20 protein-coding genes and 1 pseudogene are annotated in these 14,929 nt (G+C 42.8%); 8 read left to right on the top strand and 13 right to left on the bottom strand.

Annotated features, from left to right (window positions below; all coding sequences use genetic code 11):
• Together ACYTXL_RS05915 and ACYTXL_RS05910 are read right to left on the bottom strand one after the other, a co-directional pair.
• Positions 1 to 194 (bottom strand): element excision factor XisH family protein (locus tag ACYTXL_RS05915; protein WP_461923893.1); only part of this gene is annotated, 194 nt, incomplete at its 3' end.
• 107 nt (positions 195 to 301) lie between these two features.
• Complete coding sequence (locus ACYTXL_RS05910; protein ID WP_461923892.1) at positions 302 to 583, bottom strand: class I SAM-dependent methyltransferase; 282 nt, start codon at positions 581 to 583, stop codon at positions 302 to 304.
• An 8-nt stretch (positions 584 to 591) separates the two neighbouring features.
• Here ACYTXL_RS05910 and ACYTXL_RS05905 point away from each other — a divergent pair.
• Positions 592 to 693: pseudogene (locus ACYTXL_RS05905) on the top strand (element excision factor XisI family protein); the annotation flags it as partial.
• 347 nt (positions 694 to 1,040) lie between these two features.
• Here the strand turns inward: ACYTXL_RS05905 and ACYTXL_RS05900 are convergent.
• On the bottom strand, positions 1,041 to 1,376 hold the full coding sequence (locus ACYTXL_RS05900) for a DUF433 domain-containing protein (RefSeq protein WP_461923891.1): 336 nt from the start codon (positions 1,374 to 1,376) through the stop codon (positions 1,041 to 1,043).
• Positions 1,377 to 1,638: 262 nt separating this feature from the next.
• On the opposite strand from ACYTXL_RS05900, the gene ACYTXL_RS05895 reads away from it, so the two are divergent.
• On the top strand, positions 1,639 to 1,821 hold the full coding sequence (locus ACYTXL_RS05895; RefSeq protein ID WP_461923894.1) for a helix-turn-helix domain-containing protein: 183 nt from the start codon (positions 1,639 to 1,641) through the stop codon (positions 1,819 to 1,821).
• Positions 1,822 to 1,898: 77 nt separating this feature from the next.
• Positions 1,899 to 2,678: a TonB-dependent siderophore receptor gene (locus ACYTXL_RS05890; protein WP_461923890.1), complete on the top strand. Its 780-nt coding sequence runs from the start codon at positions 1,899 to 1,901 to the stop codon at positions 2,676 to 2,678.
• A gap of 111 nt (positions 2,679 to 2,789) precedes the next feature.
• Here the strand turns inward: ACYTXL_RS05890 and ACYTXL_RS05885 are convergent, their stop codons facing one another.
• Together ACYTXL_RS05885 and ACYTXL_RS05880 are read right to left on the bottom strand one after the other, a co-directional pair.
• Positions 2,790 to 3,125 carry a DUF5615 family PIN-like protein gene (locus ACYTXL_RS05885; protein ID WP_461923889.1) on the bottom strand — a complete coding sequence of 112 codons (336 nt, stop codon included), beginning with the start codon at positions 3,123 to 3,125 and terminating at the stop codon, positions 2,790 to 2,792.
• Positions 3,118 to 3,486: a DUF433 domain-containing protein gene (locus ACYTXL_RS05880; protein ID WP_461923888.1), complete on the bottom strand. Its 369-nt coding sequence runs from the start codon at positions 3,484 to 3,486 to the stop codon at positions 3,118 to 3,120. Before ACYTXL_RS05880 ends, ACYTXL_RS05885 begins: the two co-directional genes overlap by 8 nt.
• Before the next feature lie 5 nt (positions 3,487 to 3,491).
• On the opposite strand from ACYTXL_RS05880, the gene ACYTXL_RS05875 reads away from it, so the two are divergent.
• The 5 genes from ACYTXL_RS05875 to ACYTXL_RS05855 all read left to right on the top strand — a co-directional run bounded on the left by ACYTXL_RS05875 (position 3,492) and on the right by ACYTXL_RS05855 (position 6,069).
• The gene (locus ACYTXL_RS05875) at positions 3,492 to 3,743 is read left to right on the top strand and encodes a PepSY domain-containing protein (protein ID WP_461923887.1); all 252 of its coding nucleotides are present in this window, start codon (positions 3,492 to 3,494) and stop codon (positions 3,741 to 3,743) included.
• A gap of 38 nt (positions 3,744 to 3,781) precedes the next feature.
• Positions 3,782 to 4,051 (top strand): hypothetical protein, encoded by a 270-nt coding sequence (locus ACYTXL_RS05870; protein WP_461923886.1) that lies wholly within the window; start codon positions 3,782 to 3,784, stop codon positions 4,049 to 4,051.
• An 8-nt stretch (positions 4,052 to 4,059) separates the two neighbouring features.
• On the top strand, positions 4,060 to 5,265 hold the full coding sequence (locus tag ACYTXL_RS05865; protein WP_461923885.1) for a TonB-dependent siderophore receptor: 1,206 nt from the start codon (positions 4,060 to 4,062) through the stop codon (positions 5,263 to 5,265).
• Positions 5,266 to 5,329: 64 nt separating this feature from the next.
• A complete protein-coding gene (locus tag ACYTXL_RS05860) occupies positions 5,330 to 5,746 on the top strand; it encodes a XisH family protein (protein WP_461923884.1) in 417 nt (138 codons plus the stop codon).
• The gene (locus ACYTXL_RS05855) at positions 5,734 to 6,069 is read left to right on the top strand and encodes an element excision factor XisI family protein (protein WP_461923883.1); all 336 of its coding nucleotides are present in this window, start codon (positions 5,734 to 5,736) and stop codon (positions 6,067 to 6,069) included. Before ACYTXL_RS05860 ends, ACYTXL_RS05855 begins: the two co-directional genes overlap by 13 nt.
• Positions 6,070 to 6,422: 353 nt before the next feature.
• Here the strand turns inward: ACYTXL_RS05855 and ACYTXL_RS05850 are convergent, their stop codons facing one another.
• The 8 genes from ACYTXL_RS05850 to ACYTXL_RS05815 all read right to left on the bottom strand — a co-directional run.
• Positions 6,423 to 6,650 (bottom strand): MbtH family protein, encoded by a 228-nt coding sequence (locus ACYTXL_RS05850; protein ID WP_334782912.1) that lies wholly within the window; start codon positions 6,648 to 6,650, stop codon positions 6,423 to 6,425.
• A 25-nt stretch (positions 6,651 to 6,675) separates the two neighbouring features.
• Positions 6,676 to 6,996: a hypothetical protein gene (locus tag ACYTXL_RS05845; RefSeq protein WP_461923882.1), complete on the bottom strand. Its 321-nt coding sequence runs from the start codon at positions 6,994 to 6,996 to the stop codon at positions 6,676 to 6,678.
• A gap of 87 nt (positions 6,997 to 7,083) precedes the next feature.
• The gene (locus ACYTXL_RS05840; RefSeq protein ID WP_461923881.1) at positions 7,084 to 8,043 is read right to left on the bottom strand and encodes a class I SAM-dependent methyltransferase; all 960 of its coding nucleotides are present in this window, start codon (positions 8,041 to 8,043) and stop codon (positions 7,084 to 7,086) included.
• Positions 8,044 to 8,182: 139 nt separating this feature from the next.
• Positions 8,183 to 9,547, bottom strand: a complete 1,365-nt coding sequence (locus ACYTXL_RS05835; RefSeq protein ID WP_461923880.1) for a nucleotide disphospho-sugar-binding domain-containing protein — start codon at positions 9,545 to 9,547, stop codon at positions 8,183 to 8,185.
• A 118-nt stretch (positions 9,548 to 9,665) separates the two neighbouring features.
• Positions 9,666 to 10,673, bottom strand: a complete 1,008-nt coding sequence (locus tag ACYTXL_RS05830; protein WP_461923879.1) for a sucrase ferredoxin — start codon at positions 10,671 to 10,673, stop codon at positions 9,666 to 9,668.
• Between the two features lie 50 nt (positions 10,674 to 10,723).
• The gene (locus ACYTXL_RS05825) at positions 10,724 to 12,022 is read right to left on the bottom strand and encodes an MFS transporter (protein WP_461923878.1); all 1,299 of its coding nucleotides are present in this window, start codon (positions 12,020 to 12,022) and stop codon (positions 10,724 to 10,726) included.
• Between the two features lie 68 nt (positions 12,023 to 12,090).
• The gene (locus tag ACYTXL_RS05820; protein ID WP_461923877.1) at positions 12,091 to 13,212 is read right to left on the bottom strand and encodes a PepSY-associated TM helix domain-containing protein; all 1,122 of its coding nucleotides are present in this window, start codon (positions 13,210 to 13,212) and stop codon (positions 12,091 to 12,093) included.
• Between the two features lie 110 nt (positions 13,213 to 13,322).
• Positions 13,323 to 14,929 (bottom strand): TonB-dependent siderophore receptor (locus ACYTXL_RS05815; protein WP_461923876.1); only part of this gene is annotated, 1,607 nt, incomplete at its 5' end.

The following is a 14,929-nucleotide window of genomic DNA, read 5'->3' as shown; positions in this document are numbered from 1 at the left end:
ATTTTCTGATCGTCCTTTTGCGCGGCGATCGCTCTTTTTTCTATCCCCAGATCGACATAGAGTTCTCGACCGCCGTAGGATAAAAGTAAGGGGTCGTCAGTAATTTCCCAGCCATCTTTAATGAGGGCTTGGACAACAGTATCGTGATATAAATCCTTAGCGGGCATAGCAAAACGGCAAGCAGTTATTTCCATTTATACATTTATAGTTCTTATTTTAGTTGCCTATATGGTTTAGCTTCATCGACAGCAGTGCGCGATCGCTTCGCCCGCCGCAGGCATCGCTTCTGATGATGTTAAATTCAAAAAATTCTAGCTGGATTTGCTTGCTTGGCAACCTTGAGCATTGCAGGTGAAATATCTAGTCCCGCTCGTTCTATCTCTGGAAAGCAGCTTAAAAAGTACCCTGTACCACAAGCAACCTCTAACCACTTTGCTCCTTCGCCAATTTCACTTAAAAGTTTGTTAATAGTTTCTTGTTCAAAATCAGCGTTATTTTTAGACCGCTCATTGAGAAGAAATCTTTGATTATACTTTTGGGCGTAGTCTTCATCGTAAATTTCAAGTACATCATTTTTGTCCATAGTTCTGAATTGCTCATGAGTTAGCCGCAATGGGAGTCTCTAAAGAAGACATTGTGTTGGGTTTTCAAGCACCTTATGTGCGAGAGTTTACTGAATTTGGTGTAGCGTAACTCGCTTGTTACCTCCTGGTATTCATTCTCAAACGCCGCCGCCGCAATGATCATCAATTCTTCAACCGTTTGTCCAATGCTTTGGTCTGCATCAATCGTCAAAATTCCAGGAATATGGCGACCAATTGCCAAATGGTCAGCCAAATGTCCTGGCATTGATTTTCGGTTGTTCGTCACCAAAATAAATTCATTGATTTCGCACCAAATCAAAATCTCTGGATCTGGAGTGCCTTTGGGTGGCACATCTGAATCCCCAATTATCCGCACGACTAAATCAGGATTACGCCGCACGAGTTGGGAACGATACGCCGGATTGAGATGTTCATCCAACAGATACCGGATTGCCATTAGCTTTCCTGTAACTGCTTTGGAGTGTTTTCTTCCCGCATCCGGCAAAACCTTATCCTTGCAGGAGACGGATTTCGTTGTTGCTCTTCGCGCATGGTTCGAGAAAACTCTAACCAATCTGCCAAATACGCATCAACCTGCGATCGGTGATGCAAGTAATACAAAATCGTGGCGTAAACCTGTTCCAACGTCACTGTATGAAATTGTTCGGCGATTTCTTCTGGTGTTTTACAGCGATAGATGTACTCGTACAGAATCGTCTCAATCCCAATGCGAGTTCCTTCAAGCCGGATTTCATCGGGTGCCAGCACGTTGAAATACTCTTCCAGTTGCATAAACCAAGCCCTCTTGAATGAACTACACCAATTGAAAAAGACTAGCAGGAGACTCTACCCTGAACGCTCAAACAGTTCGTAATCTTATATTCATCCTCCACGGCTATATCGGCTCGCCTGGATTGATAATGCCAGAGATATTTTACTCTCCCGTCTGGAGAATCCGCCATCAATAGTGGAATTAGCCCAACTTGTGTGGGTAAGTAATAGCACTCTCAAACGCGGATTTACAGAACCCTTTAGCACAACGGTATTTTGCTAGATCACCGATAAGCGGATGGAGTCGGCGGAGCAACTGTTACGGCAAGGTAATACCACCGTTGCTCAGGTTGCCAACAAGATCAGTTATTGTAACTTAGGACACTTTGCATCTGCATTTAGGTGCAGGTTTGCGATCGCGCCAAGTCAATATTTGATGGCTAAAAAAGTTCTTTCGGGATCGTGAAGTCTTTTGTGACTAGACTTAATTGCCAAATTTCTCTATACTCAGGTTTATTCAAATAAAAAAGATTTTCAATAGTGATGCGGCATTTAGATCCCCGACTTCTTGTAGAAGTCGGGGATATTCTGGGCACCAAACAACCCCTGAGCGAACCTTACTACGCAGCGGAAATCTCTGCTGGCAGTTTCAATTTCTATCGCGGCGCCATAGACCTGTCGGGGCCGCTCAATCCCAGCAAGACTGTGTTGTATCGTCTTAACCTTGCGACTCAGACGACAGAAGGTTTTCTTGACTTTTATGATGAACAAAAATACTTTATTGCCCCTGTTCTCTCTTGGCAAATTAGCGATCGCACCAAGATTACTTTTTCTGGAGAATATCAGGTTCGACCCCAAAAATTTGCTCAGCAGGGGCTTGCTGCTGAGGGGACTGTCCTACCCAATCCCAATGGTCAAATCCCACGCGATCGCAACTTATCGGAGCCGTATAGTACAAACGATGCCAGTGCCCTTCGCGTTGGCTACGATCTCGAACATCGCTTTAGTGATAACTGGCAGCTACGTAGCGCTTTTGGATTTACATCGACTCAACGGTACAAAGTTTGGATCGGTGCCGACACCTTAGAGGACGATAAGCGTACTCTAACTAGATACTTCGAGAGTGGTGTTAATGACGATAGAGTCTATAATCTTGACACTTATGTGGTAGGTAAGTTTGCCACCGGCAGCATTGGGCATCAATTGGTTGCAGGTTTTAATCTCACCAGGATAAACAGTACTACCACCAATAATGACCGCCAAATTGCTCCCCTCGACCTGTTCAACCCTGTGTACGGTAGTCAGCCTTTCGAACCTGTTTAACGTTGACTACTTTGAGTCTGCCAATGGCAGGTTGGGTGTTTATTATGGCGATTCATTCGCCGTGCAGGGCACGATTTCGTGGCAGTTTTGATCCCACCCCTCGATTTTTTCTCACAGGTATTCCACCCTGTTTTTGATTTCTTCAGGCGTAGCAATTTCATAAAGGAGAATCAGCATCCGAATGATATAACCAATTGATTTCGCATCTTTTGGACAGTAAGCAATGCCACTATGGTCAGTTCCTTGACTATGGAGAATCAGAAAATCATCGTCGTGAGTCACTAATATGCGGGACTGGGTTCTAGCAAAGTCTAATTGCACCATATCGCTTTCTGCCAGAAGATTTGCCTGCTGCGAGGTTGTCACATCGATGCCAGCCCGCCTCAATGCTAAAGCAATATCTGGGTCAACATTTTCATCTAAATGAAACCGAATGCGTTCAGGCATAATCTTTCATTGCATTCAGCTTTTCCTGCAACAGAGAAGGATGGTTGGGGCGCTCGGACTCGGCAAAAGCTTTTGCTTCAGCAGTGCGCTGATCAATTTCTTCCCGATGGTCATAATAAAATGCGATCGCCGCATGAACCGATGCCAGCGACAACTGATATTTCCCAGCAATTTCCTCCAATGACTGCCCCATCCGCAGATACATGATGGCAACATCTGCCACCGTAATTCTCGTTCCCGCAATCCGCGGCTTCCCACTCCGCACTTCCGAAGTGATTTCAATATGCCGATTCAGGGTAATTTCCATACCGCCTGTTCCACAACGATTTGATCTTAATTCTAAGGGATAGCTTAGGAGCATCCGCCATGCACTCAAAAAAACTCCGAGACTTTGTATTCATCCTCCACCGCTATATCGGCTTAGTTGTGGGAGTCCTGTTAATCATCGCCGGCTTAACAGGTAGCTTGTTAGTATTTGCTCCTGAAATCGATGAGTTTCTGCTCACTCGTGAAATTGGACACGTCATCCCCTGTGCACAAAGAGTTTCCATTGAGTCAGTAGTAGATACCGTTAAGGCGGCGCACAGCAAATCGTCAGTTGTCCTTACACAGGGATGATGAAGCGGATGTATTTGCAGGGAAAGGTAATAGAATTAATGGCATTGCAATTGGCTCCCATCTTTGCAGATCAAGGTGGATCACATTATTCACCCCGACTGAAGCCTGCGACGATCGCCCGGATTGATAATGCCAGAGATATTTTACTCTCCCGTCTGGAAAATCCGCCATCAATAGTGGAATTAGCCCAACTTGTGGGGGTAAGTAATAGCACTCTCAAACGTGGATTTACAGAACTCTTTGGCACAGGGGATGCGGTAGTGCTTTTGCCATTGAGCCGACAGGAGCGCAAAATCAGGAAAATTTAGCGACAAATGTGCCTCTTAGTGATAACTGGCAGCTACGTAACGCTTTTGCATATGCATCGGCTCAACGCTACAAAAATAATGTCTATGCCGACACCTTAGAGTCCGATGAGCGTACTCTAATTAGAGACTTCGAGAAAGGTGTTAATGACGATAGAGCCTATAATCTTGACACATATCTGGTGGGTAAGTTTGCCACAGGTAGGATTGGGCATCAACTGGTCGCAGGTTTTAATCTCACCAAGATAACCAGTAATACCACCAGTAATGACCGCCAAATTGCTCCCCTTGACCTGTTCAACCCTGTGTACGGTAGTCAGCCTTTCGGTGATGTTGACGTTGATCGGAATTTCTCCTCGTCAGATATACTGGGTCTTTATGTTCAAGATCAGGTGACACTGGCTAATAATCTGAAACTGCTATTGGGTTTGCGGTTTGATACACTCAACCAAAGTTCAGGGGATGATAATCAGGGTATCAAAACGGGACAAACGCAATCTAGTGATGCCCTTAGTCCGCGTGTTGGTCTTGTCTATCAGCCGATTGTGCCCATTTCGCTGTATGCCAGCTACAGTCGTTCCTTTACCCCAAACGTTGGAAATGCCTTTGATGGCAGTGCATTTAAACCAGAGTACGGCACTTCCTATGAAGTGGGCATCAAAGGCGATATCAGCAATCTACTGTCGGCGACCCTTGCCTTTTACGATTTGACACTCTCCAATGTGCTGACGGATGATCCAGACCATCCTGACTATTCCATTCAAACAGGTGAGCAGCGCAGCAAAGGGGTTGAACTCAGCCTTGGGGGTGAAATTTTGCCAGGATGGAACGTGATTGCGGGCTACGCTTACACGGATGTAGAAGTTACCAAAGACACTAATCCTAGTCAGGTAGGTAAAGTGCCAAACAATGTTCCCAAAAATAGCTTTAACATCTGGACAAGCTATGAAATTCAATCGGGTGCTCTAAAAGGATTTGGTGTTGGTGGAGGATTGTTTTTTGTAGGCGATAGAGAAGGAGATCTAGCGAATACCTTTGAATTACCGAGTTATGTCCGCACCGATGCTGCCATCTTCTATAAACGAGACAGATTCCGGGCAGCGATTAATTTCAAGAATTTGTTTAACGTGGACTATTTTGACTCTGCTCGGAACCAGTTAAATGTTTACTATGGTGATCCGTTCGCCGTGCAAGGCACGATTTCATGGCAGTTTTAGGGGAGCGAGGAGGGATCGCGTAGAGGAAGGATTAAAATAGAAGCGGGATTAATCCAGGGGGAAGATGGCAGCTAAAGACCGTTTCCATGAGGCAGTGAGGAAGGTATTGGAAAAGGAACAATGGGTGATCACCGACGATCCGCTAAAAGTGGAAGTAGGAGGTGCGAAATTTGAGGTTGACTTGGGTGCCGAGCGCCTTCTAGCAGCAGAACGGGCAGGCGAAAAAATCGCTGTTGAAATCAAGACCTTTTTAGGTGACTCGCCCATCACCGATTATCATGCAGCACTGGGGCAATTCCTTAACTACCGCCTTGCCCTCGAACTGGGCGAACTCGATCGCACGCTTTACTTAGCGATTCCAGTCGCTGTTCATCAAGCCTTCTTTCAACGAGAATTTGCCCAGCTTTCGGTTGAACGATATCAAATTAAACGAATAATTTACAACCCAGTTCAAGAGGTGATTGTGCAATGGATAAACTAGACCAATATCGCCAGTGCATTCAAACCCTACTCACCAAGTATGTTGCCACACCGATCGCAAACGGTGAGATTGAATCACAGACTGTTTTTGATCTTCAACATGATCACTATCAAGTCATGAATGTGGGTTGGGATGGCGATCGTCGCGTTCATGGCTGTGTTCTACACTTAGACATCAAAGTTGGTAAAATTTGGGTGCAACACAATACAACAGAGTTGCGAATTGCTCATGAGTTAGCCGCAATGGGAGTCTCTAAAGAAGACATTGTGTTGGGTTTTCAAGCACCTTATGTGCGAGAGTTTACTGAATTTGGTGTAGCGTAACTCGCTTGTTACCTGTGGACGAGCTATGAAACTCAATAGACCTATCCACAAATAAAGCTCAAAATAGCTGAAACCCTTACCTAGCAAGCTTTTTAGTTAAAATAAAACAATAATCTCTAAAACCCTGTCCAGGGCTAGGTTTCAGGCAAATAAAGTTCTCATTTCCGGATAAGTCTAATGCAGTCCCTGGCGCTGGTTTAGTGGCAATACAGTTCAGTTAAGCTTTTTTCTCTCCCCCTGCTTCCCCTGCCTGCCTTAACAGATAAATTTGCTTAACTGAACCGTATTGGGTTTAGTGGTGGCGTTCAGTTTTTTAATAATCGCCTCAGTAAACTGTGGACAACTCAAATGCGTTATGATTTACCCCCAGCAGCTTCTTCCATTTTTTTGCGAAGACTAAGTGGTCTCATGTCAGTCCAAACTTCTTTGATGTAATCCAGACATTCTTGTTTCAAACCACTTTTGCCAGCATCCTTCCAGCCGAGTGCGTTTTCTCGGCCGGCTGGCCAAATCGAATACTGTTCTTCATGATTAACTACAACTTTATAAATTGTTGTGTCTTCTTTGTCATCTTGGTACATAATTTGTCTCCTGCTGTTTAATTAGCTATGCTTTGCAAGATTGAATAACCGAGTATACTATTGCATTAATTGAGAAGGGTAAATGCATTTGTCGTGAGTTAGTGCGGTCTTCTCCTAAGGGGAGCCACTGCGTTGCGGGGGTTCCAAGAGGTGTAGCAAGTGGCGTGAGACGGACTCGCGTTCGAGAGGCTTCTCTACGAGAGGCTACGCCAACGGCATAGCAACTCTTAGAGACGCTACGCGAATGCTTAGAGCGAGTCTGCGTATCCCTAAGGGGAAGCAAGCTACGCCTTGGTCTCGTAGAGAGCGTCTGCGGGTTTCCCCCATGAGCGACTTCGTAGTTCATTTGTTATATCTAGTATAACGTGAGGGCTGGATGGAAATATATTTCACTGTTATAACTGTTACAATTGAACTCTGAAGAACATGCCTTCTAACACGATGTCTTTTCAACTATAACTTGATGACCTTGATGAAGAATGTTGACTTTTTTGCAAAACGCCTTCAAAAAAGCATCTATGCCAATTTTTGTATCCTGCCCTGCATCTACGCTGTTGGGAAATTTAAAATCGTAGTCATCAAAAACAATGAGACCTCCGACCTTGACAAGTCCCCAACCTAAAACAGCATCCGTGAGGGCATCACTTGCTAAGTGAGAGCCATCAATATAAAGCATGTCATAATTGATAAGAGGCAGCGATCGCATCACATCTTGCGAACTACCAACAATTTTCGTTACCTTATTTGACACTCCTGTCTGGGAAATGTTGAAATCAAATCTTTCCTGAACGGATTTTATATAACTATCGTTATATTCAAGTTTGTGCTCAATGCTTCCCTCAAAGGTATCTATACACGTGATTCTTGAGGATTCGTGAGTGAGGATGTTATCTAGTAGCCAGCACGAAGACATGCCTTCCCAACTACCAATTTCTAGAATATTAATTTCAGGCTTACTAGCTAAATGTATTAGATACTGTTCCCAGATTGGGGCATTTTTACTAAACCAATCATCTGTGAACTTATACCCTTTTACTTTCTTCCAGGCTTCACTCCGTGCAATACCGGCATACCCGTACATTTTACGGGCAGATTCAAAGTCGGAGACTGCTTCGCATCTGATAGCTTCTGCTATTAGCACTTTAACTAGATCTAATGTCCAAATATTAACTTTTTCTATGTCTGCTTTCTCTAGAATAGATAGCCAAGTAGCCATAGCCTCTGATTCTTGTTCCTGAAGCAATAGTGCTAAACATAGATGCCAATAATTAGACATCAAAGTAGGATCAGTTTCAATGCCTTGCTTATACAAAGCGATTGCTTCACTATACTTTTGTTGAGCTAGATATTTAGCTCCATTTAAAGAGTATCTTTCTTCTAAATTATTACTCATCTTTTCTGACCTCATCTTCATGATATTTGATCAATTCTGGATATACAGCATTTTTCAGGTAAATGAAGTACACAGATACGGGCATGCCCTTCAAATCATCTGTACCTCACCAAGTTGCAATCTGCTGGATTAGAAAATTTTAGATGCGTTGATTCTGTTCTAAAATATCCAAGATAAATTTCGTTGCCTTTCCCGATTTTTCTATTTCTCGAAATTTATTTTTCCATGCTTCTACTCGCTGCTTCAACAAGAAATCATTTTCTATTTTCTCAAGTAAATCTATGATGAGACTGATAGATGTATTCTGAATATCACCAACCACGCCTAAACCGTGATATTTTATTCTTTCTGCATTTGCTGGTTGGTCGGCAATTACGGGAAATACTATCATTGGTACTCCAAAAAATATACATTCTTTAACAGTATGTGCTCCTCCCTGTATGATCGCTAGGGATGCTTTTTCCAGAAGTGCTAACTGTGGTGCTTTGTTAACGATTATCGCATTTTCAGGGATAGAATGAAAGTCTTCAAGATTAATATGATCGCTTACTGATACGACTAATTGGTATTGCTTCTTAAGAGATACAGCATCAATTACATTCTGAAAAAAGTTTTGAACTTTCTCTTTACCCAGAGTTTGAAAAGTTTCTCCTGTCGTTCCTAAAGAACAATAAATTAAGACTTTATTTTTATTTAGCTTTGACCAATCAAAAAATGGTTCTTCTCTTTCCAAATCTATAGAAGCTTCGGCATAATAGCATCCTTCTCTAGAGGAGTCAGGAAAATCTAATTCCTCCGGAAATAAAAATAGATGTGGTAATTTCAAAGGAATGCTTCGAGAGAAGTCTAGCAATTCTAGAGGGATTTCCCTGCTTCTGGCAAATTTTCTCATGAAATCTTCATAAAAATCTATTTTCATAAAATAAAAAATTTTTTTTATAATTGCTTGTTTCCAATATTTAAATTTATCTTTATTAAATAAAACATAATATTCCGAATTATCGCTATACTTCATATTTTCCCCTTGCTGTATTGGATATTTGGATGGGGGTAATTCTGTAAACATATCTGTCAAATAAATAGTTAAAATTTTGCATTCATAAGCTATCAACGCTATTACTGAAGCATTGGTAGGGATAGCTGTGCCTATTAATAGCAAATCAGGATGAGTTTCTTTCAGTACATTGTGTATTTCTCTGTTTTCTCCTTCATATAAGGAATTAAGCAAAGATTTCATAAGTTTCCTGTATTCTTTTCGCTTTCTTAATAACCTTAATCCACTGAAGTTCAATTCATTGTGATCTTGCTGTTTGGAAAATCTATTAGGAAACCATTTTTCTAGAATTGGCACAAATGAAAATCTGTGCTGACGAACTCTTTCTTCAGAATCTGGCAGCCCTAAGTAAAGCACTTTGTGACCAAGGGATTTGAGTGTTTTTGCTAACTTGAGACTACCATTAAATTCGCCTTGTAAAGTACTAACACAAAATACAATAGTTGCCATATTTAAAACTCCACTAAAACTTTTTTTATGATGCTCGAAGCTGGTGATTATCCCAAGTTTATAATGCAACTTCAAGTAGACATAAATCTGACACTTAACAAGCCTAAAAATTATATTTTTACGCTACTTTTACTAGATGGCTGACACGGTATTGTTTAACTTCCTCAAAAGGTGACTGATTACCTGAGTCCCAAACGGTCATTACAGAACCGTTTACCTCCACTCTCGCTTCATAAGCACCCTTAATACTTCCATTTTCTGTCGAGAAATTAATACATACTTCAGCCCACTCTTCATCTGCTTCATCCATTGCTATTACTTGACCTACTTTGTGATAGTTGAGCCACTCCCAACCCTCTTGCATCCAAATCTCTCGCTCCGCGATTTGCTCAAACTTGGATAAACCAGCCCAACCTCGGTAGAATGGGTATAGCTCTGTGACAGAACCATTCCGCCAAACTAGGAGTTCCAATATTTCTGGGTGCAAATGACCCCAGTAGTGTCCATAAGGCAAATCAATGAGGGTAGGTGCAAACTGGTGTCCCCCGAAATGGCTGCATCGCCACACACGCAGTTGTCCATTAGAAGCAACAGCATATTCAGAGCGCAAGTTGCAATAGATGGGATAACCAAACCGAGCACAGGCAACATCAACATTACCATCAGTACACACCATTAACTCACGAATATGACTGGTTTGTTGCCGATACTGCTCCCAATCAGGCATAACAGTTGGCGACTGAAGCAATGTTTCCAATAACGCCATCACGAAAGAGCCAACTTCAGAATCGGGAATGATAAACTCATGCTTTTCAAACTTCGCAAAAAGCTTTGTCGGTCGGCGGTAATAGAGTACGCGAGTATAATCAGGACGAGAGTATTCGCTATCTGGAGCGAGCAACTGACCCTTAATGTTGATCCCATGCTCAAAAATTAGCTTTTCTATCAGAGTCATCGCCGACTGGAGCATAGGATTTTCCTGCCAACGTTTTTCAGTCCAAGGAAGTTGCATCTCAAGAGCTAGACAGTGTTCGTAAGTGGGCGCCGAGCCAATGGGGTCTTCACCATTAGCTTTAGAGACAACACAGCAGAAACGACAATTACTTAGAGAATCTTGCGTAATCATGTTCACTTCCTTAGAAACGATTCAAATTTCTTGTTAGACTCTGCCACCGACTACTCCGCACTGGCATCATGGTCTGGTAGGATGATTTCTACCTCACGTAACACACGAAAGGCATATCCACCTAAGCCAACAACTAACATACTTAGTGAAGAAATAACATACAGGAGTGCCATGCCTGCACCACCTCCCGTGCCAAATATCCAACCCAACATGGGGGCAAGAGTACCATCAGGCTTCATTGCAGGTACAAAAACACGATCGGCTAGTGGTCCAGCTATCAAGCTTGCTAAGGCCGAACTAATCGGCATCACCATAGAGCGCATTGCGAAAACACGTCCCTGTAACTCAGGTTTTACCTTGTTCAGCCATATAGCGTCATCGGCACTGCCCATTATTGGGAAATTGAGAGATGAAAAAAACTGGGCAGCAAACCAAATCAACGGTACTCTCCCCAGACTAAACACTGTTTGACTCAAACCAACACCCACCATACCCAGCAGTACTGCATGTATTCGGGGCTGAAAACTACTTCTAACGGCCACAAGCAAGGCCCCAATAATGCCGCCCAACCCTTCTGCCGAATATAGAGCACCTAATAGTTTAGTATCATTACCAGTGCGTGCCAGAATTAGGGGAGTAACAAGTGACTCGGCAAATTTATGACCAAAAACGAACAGCAACACTAATAGTAGCATAGCAAGCAGGCTGGGGCGCACGGCAACATAGCGCCAGCCAAAATTGATATCCTGCTTTAGGCTTGTCCAACTGCGCGTACCCACTTTTGTCATTGGAGGTTGCGGGATAGATATTAGCAGCACTGTGAGTAAAGCGATCGCAAAAGTAGTGATATCGATCATTAAGATGCCCACAAGACCAATAACTGCGTAGAGGGCACCTGCAAGTGCCGGTGCGATGATCGTAGAACTGGAACTTGCCAGGAAGCTGATGCTGCTAGCGCGACTGTACTGCTGCTTGGGTACCATCATTGATACTGATGCCGAGAATGCCAGTGTTTGAAATTGCTGAAAAGTCCCCTTGACACCTACAGCCAAGTATAAATGCCATAGTTGCAAGTTATGAGTTATGTAAAGCAGTAACACAGTTATGGTCAACAGCCCGCTCACCGTGTCACCAACCATCATTAAGTATTTACGGTTGCAGCGATCTACAATCACCCCAGCTATAGGAATAATTAAAATTTGCGGCACTTGTGCAAAGAAGCCAAATAAGGCTAATGCTGTAGCCTGATGCGTGAGTTCCCACACCCAGATAGTGAAAGCAAATCCGGTCATGCTACTGCCAATGATGGAAACAATTTGACCGAGCCAAACAATAATGAGGGTACGCACTTATATCAATTTTCGATTATGGATTTGCGGTGGTCAGTTCTCAGTTAAGTTCAAAGCTTCTGTGATAGTTATATGAGATGATCGCTTATACTACGTTTAGCCCGATAGGGATACCACCACATCAAAAAACCACTAACAAAAAGAACCAGTGGTGCAACTCCAACAAACACATAGAGAATGCGGGTGGGTAAGCCACCAAAAGTACCGTAGTGCAGGGGTGCAAAAGAATTGAGGACGCGATCGCCCAATAGCATCTTTAAAGCATTATCAACTCGCAAAACCTTGCCACTGTACTGGTCGAGATAAACATTACTATTAGCGTCATATGAACTTTCCTGCGGTAGCTTCATGTTAATTCGTAGAGCCTCTTCTGGTTTACTGGGAAAATAAATGCTTTTGGTAACAGCACCAGGTAAGGCAGCATCGGCAATTTTCAGTTGTTCTGTCAATCCTAAGGTTGATTTACTAGGAATTGGCTTGGATACTGGCTCAGATGGTTTTGAGGTGAATGTAACAGCGTAAATAATCGGCTCAGTCAAATCGTAGAAGTTCCAGCAAAAGCCTGTAAAGCCAGTAAAAAATAAAAAGACGACAGTGATAATGCCAGCAACTTTGTGAATGTCAAAGTTCACCCGCTTGGGATGAGCATCAAACTTGATTTTGAAGCCTGCAATCAATTTGCGCCAACCCGGCCAGAGAACTAAACCTGTGATGGTAAGTACACACATTAAAAAGGCAGCAATGCCAACAATTGCAGTTCCAATTTGACCTGCCATCAAGCTGTAGTGTAAATTAAGTGTTAGACCAATTAGGGTTTTATCCGTTATCCGCTCACCGATAATTTTGCCTGTATAAGGGTTGACAAAAACCTCTTTCCTTTGCACATCAGTTGATGACAACTGCCCCAGGTAGGGAGAAGAAGGAGTATCTGGCAAATAAATCCGAAAAAGATGCAAATCACCTCGCGCGGGATACTTCGCCTCAATTGTATTCACCACAGACTCTGGGGATAACTGCACCTGTTGGGGAGTAATGTGTCCATACTGTTGACTAATCATAAAGTGGTCAAAATCTTGCTCAAACACTAACAAGCTACCTGTCAAGCCAACGACAATTAGCAATAGTCCAACGCAAAAACCGATAGAACGGTGCAGATAAAAAACGATAGAGCGTAGTTTTTTCCGGTTCATAATCGCGACGAAAGCAAGTTGGATTTTTTACCTCTCTCAATCCTCCCGATACATTGAGTGGGAAAGAATTAGACTCCCTCACCAATGCATTGGTGAGGGTTAGGGCGAAATCAAAACTGTACGGAAATCGTCGCCAGAACAGTCAAGGGATCTCCGGGACGCAGATAGGAACCTTGAGAATAGTAATACGTAGTGTCAAAAAGATTCTTGATGTTGAGACCAAATCGCCAATTTTCCTTTTTATAGAAAATAGAGGCATCAGTTCTGACGTAGGAAGGAATGATAACTCCATTGTTTGGTAAATTGGCTTCGGTATCGCCGACAAAAAACAGTCCTCCACCAAATCCCAATCCTTTGAAGGAACCACTTTGAATTTCATAGGTTGTCCAGAAGCTAGCAGTATCCCTTGGCACACCAACCAATCTGTCACCTACAGGTAGGTCATTATCCTTGCTGACAAAGGTATCGTTATGGGCAAAGGATGCAATCACATTCCACCCAGGTAAAATTCGCCCAGAAATATCGAATTCAATACCTTGACTCTTGACTTCTCCAGCTGCAATTGAGTAATCAGTATTATTTGGATCGGTTGTAGGTACGTTGGTTTTTGTAATCTTGTATGCTGCAAGTGTTGCCGAAAGCTTACCATCCAATAACTCGGTTTTAATTCCGGCTTCATACTGGGTTCCACGAGAAGGTGGTAATTGCGCTAGGTTAGGTGATAGGGTGTTGTTGGGTGCAAAAGACTCGCTATAACTGGCGTATAGGGAGATTGGTTTTATCGGTTGGTAAACCAGTCCCACACGGGGTGAAAAAGCTTCATCGTAAAAGTTATCTGCATAAGCCAGTGCACCATTATTATTCAAGTCTATGCCTCTATCGCCGTAGCTGACAAAATCATATCTTCCACCAACCAGGAGCTTCAAATTAGAAAGTAATGTTACCTGATCTTGCAAGTAAATACCTGTAGTATTGGTCTTAGTCCACCCGTTCTGAGCCGTATCCACGAAACTGGTTGGCAGTGGCGCACCATATACTGGATTGAAAAGATTAATACTAGGAGCGGCAGTGCGAAGGTAATCACCAAAATTGGCATCCCAACTGAACTCTAAACCCAGGAGCAGCTGATGATTAATGGAACCAGTTTTGAACTTGCTGATTAATTCATTTTGTAGGTCAAATGTTTGATGAGAACCGGGACCTGCTGCAAGGGTTCGCGATACTGTCTGACCATCCGCTTCAAGTGAGTCTGGTCGGACAACTTCATTATAACCAGAAGTCGTAAGGTATGCTGAAAAGGCACTACGCAGCCGTAAATTTTCACTGAAAGTATGATCTAAAGTCAAGTAAAATGCATTAGAGTCAACATTGTATTTATCGGTGCTTGGTTCTCCTAAAAAACGACTGATGGGAACTTGAAAAGATTGAGAAACAGGTAGCAACCCATCCAGAAATGTTCGATTTTGACTAGTATGCTCATATTCCAAAGTCAAGTTTGTATTATCGCTGATCTTATAGGACAATACCGGCGCTATTGAGAAATATTGCCCGTGAACAAAATCTATAAAACTCCCAAAATTTTCATAGCCAACATTCAAGCGATACAACAACTTTTTGTCAGGGGTAAGTGGTCCAGAAATATCAATTGAGGATTTGTACTCACCGTAACTTCCGACTGTAAATTCACTTGCATAATAGGGAGTTGCAAGGGGTTGTT

The organism is Nostoc sp., assembly GCF_054880495.1.
This window is presented reverse-complemented; position numbering and strand designations above follow the sequence as displayed.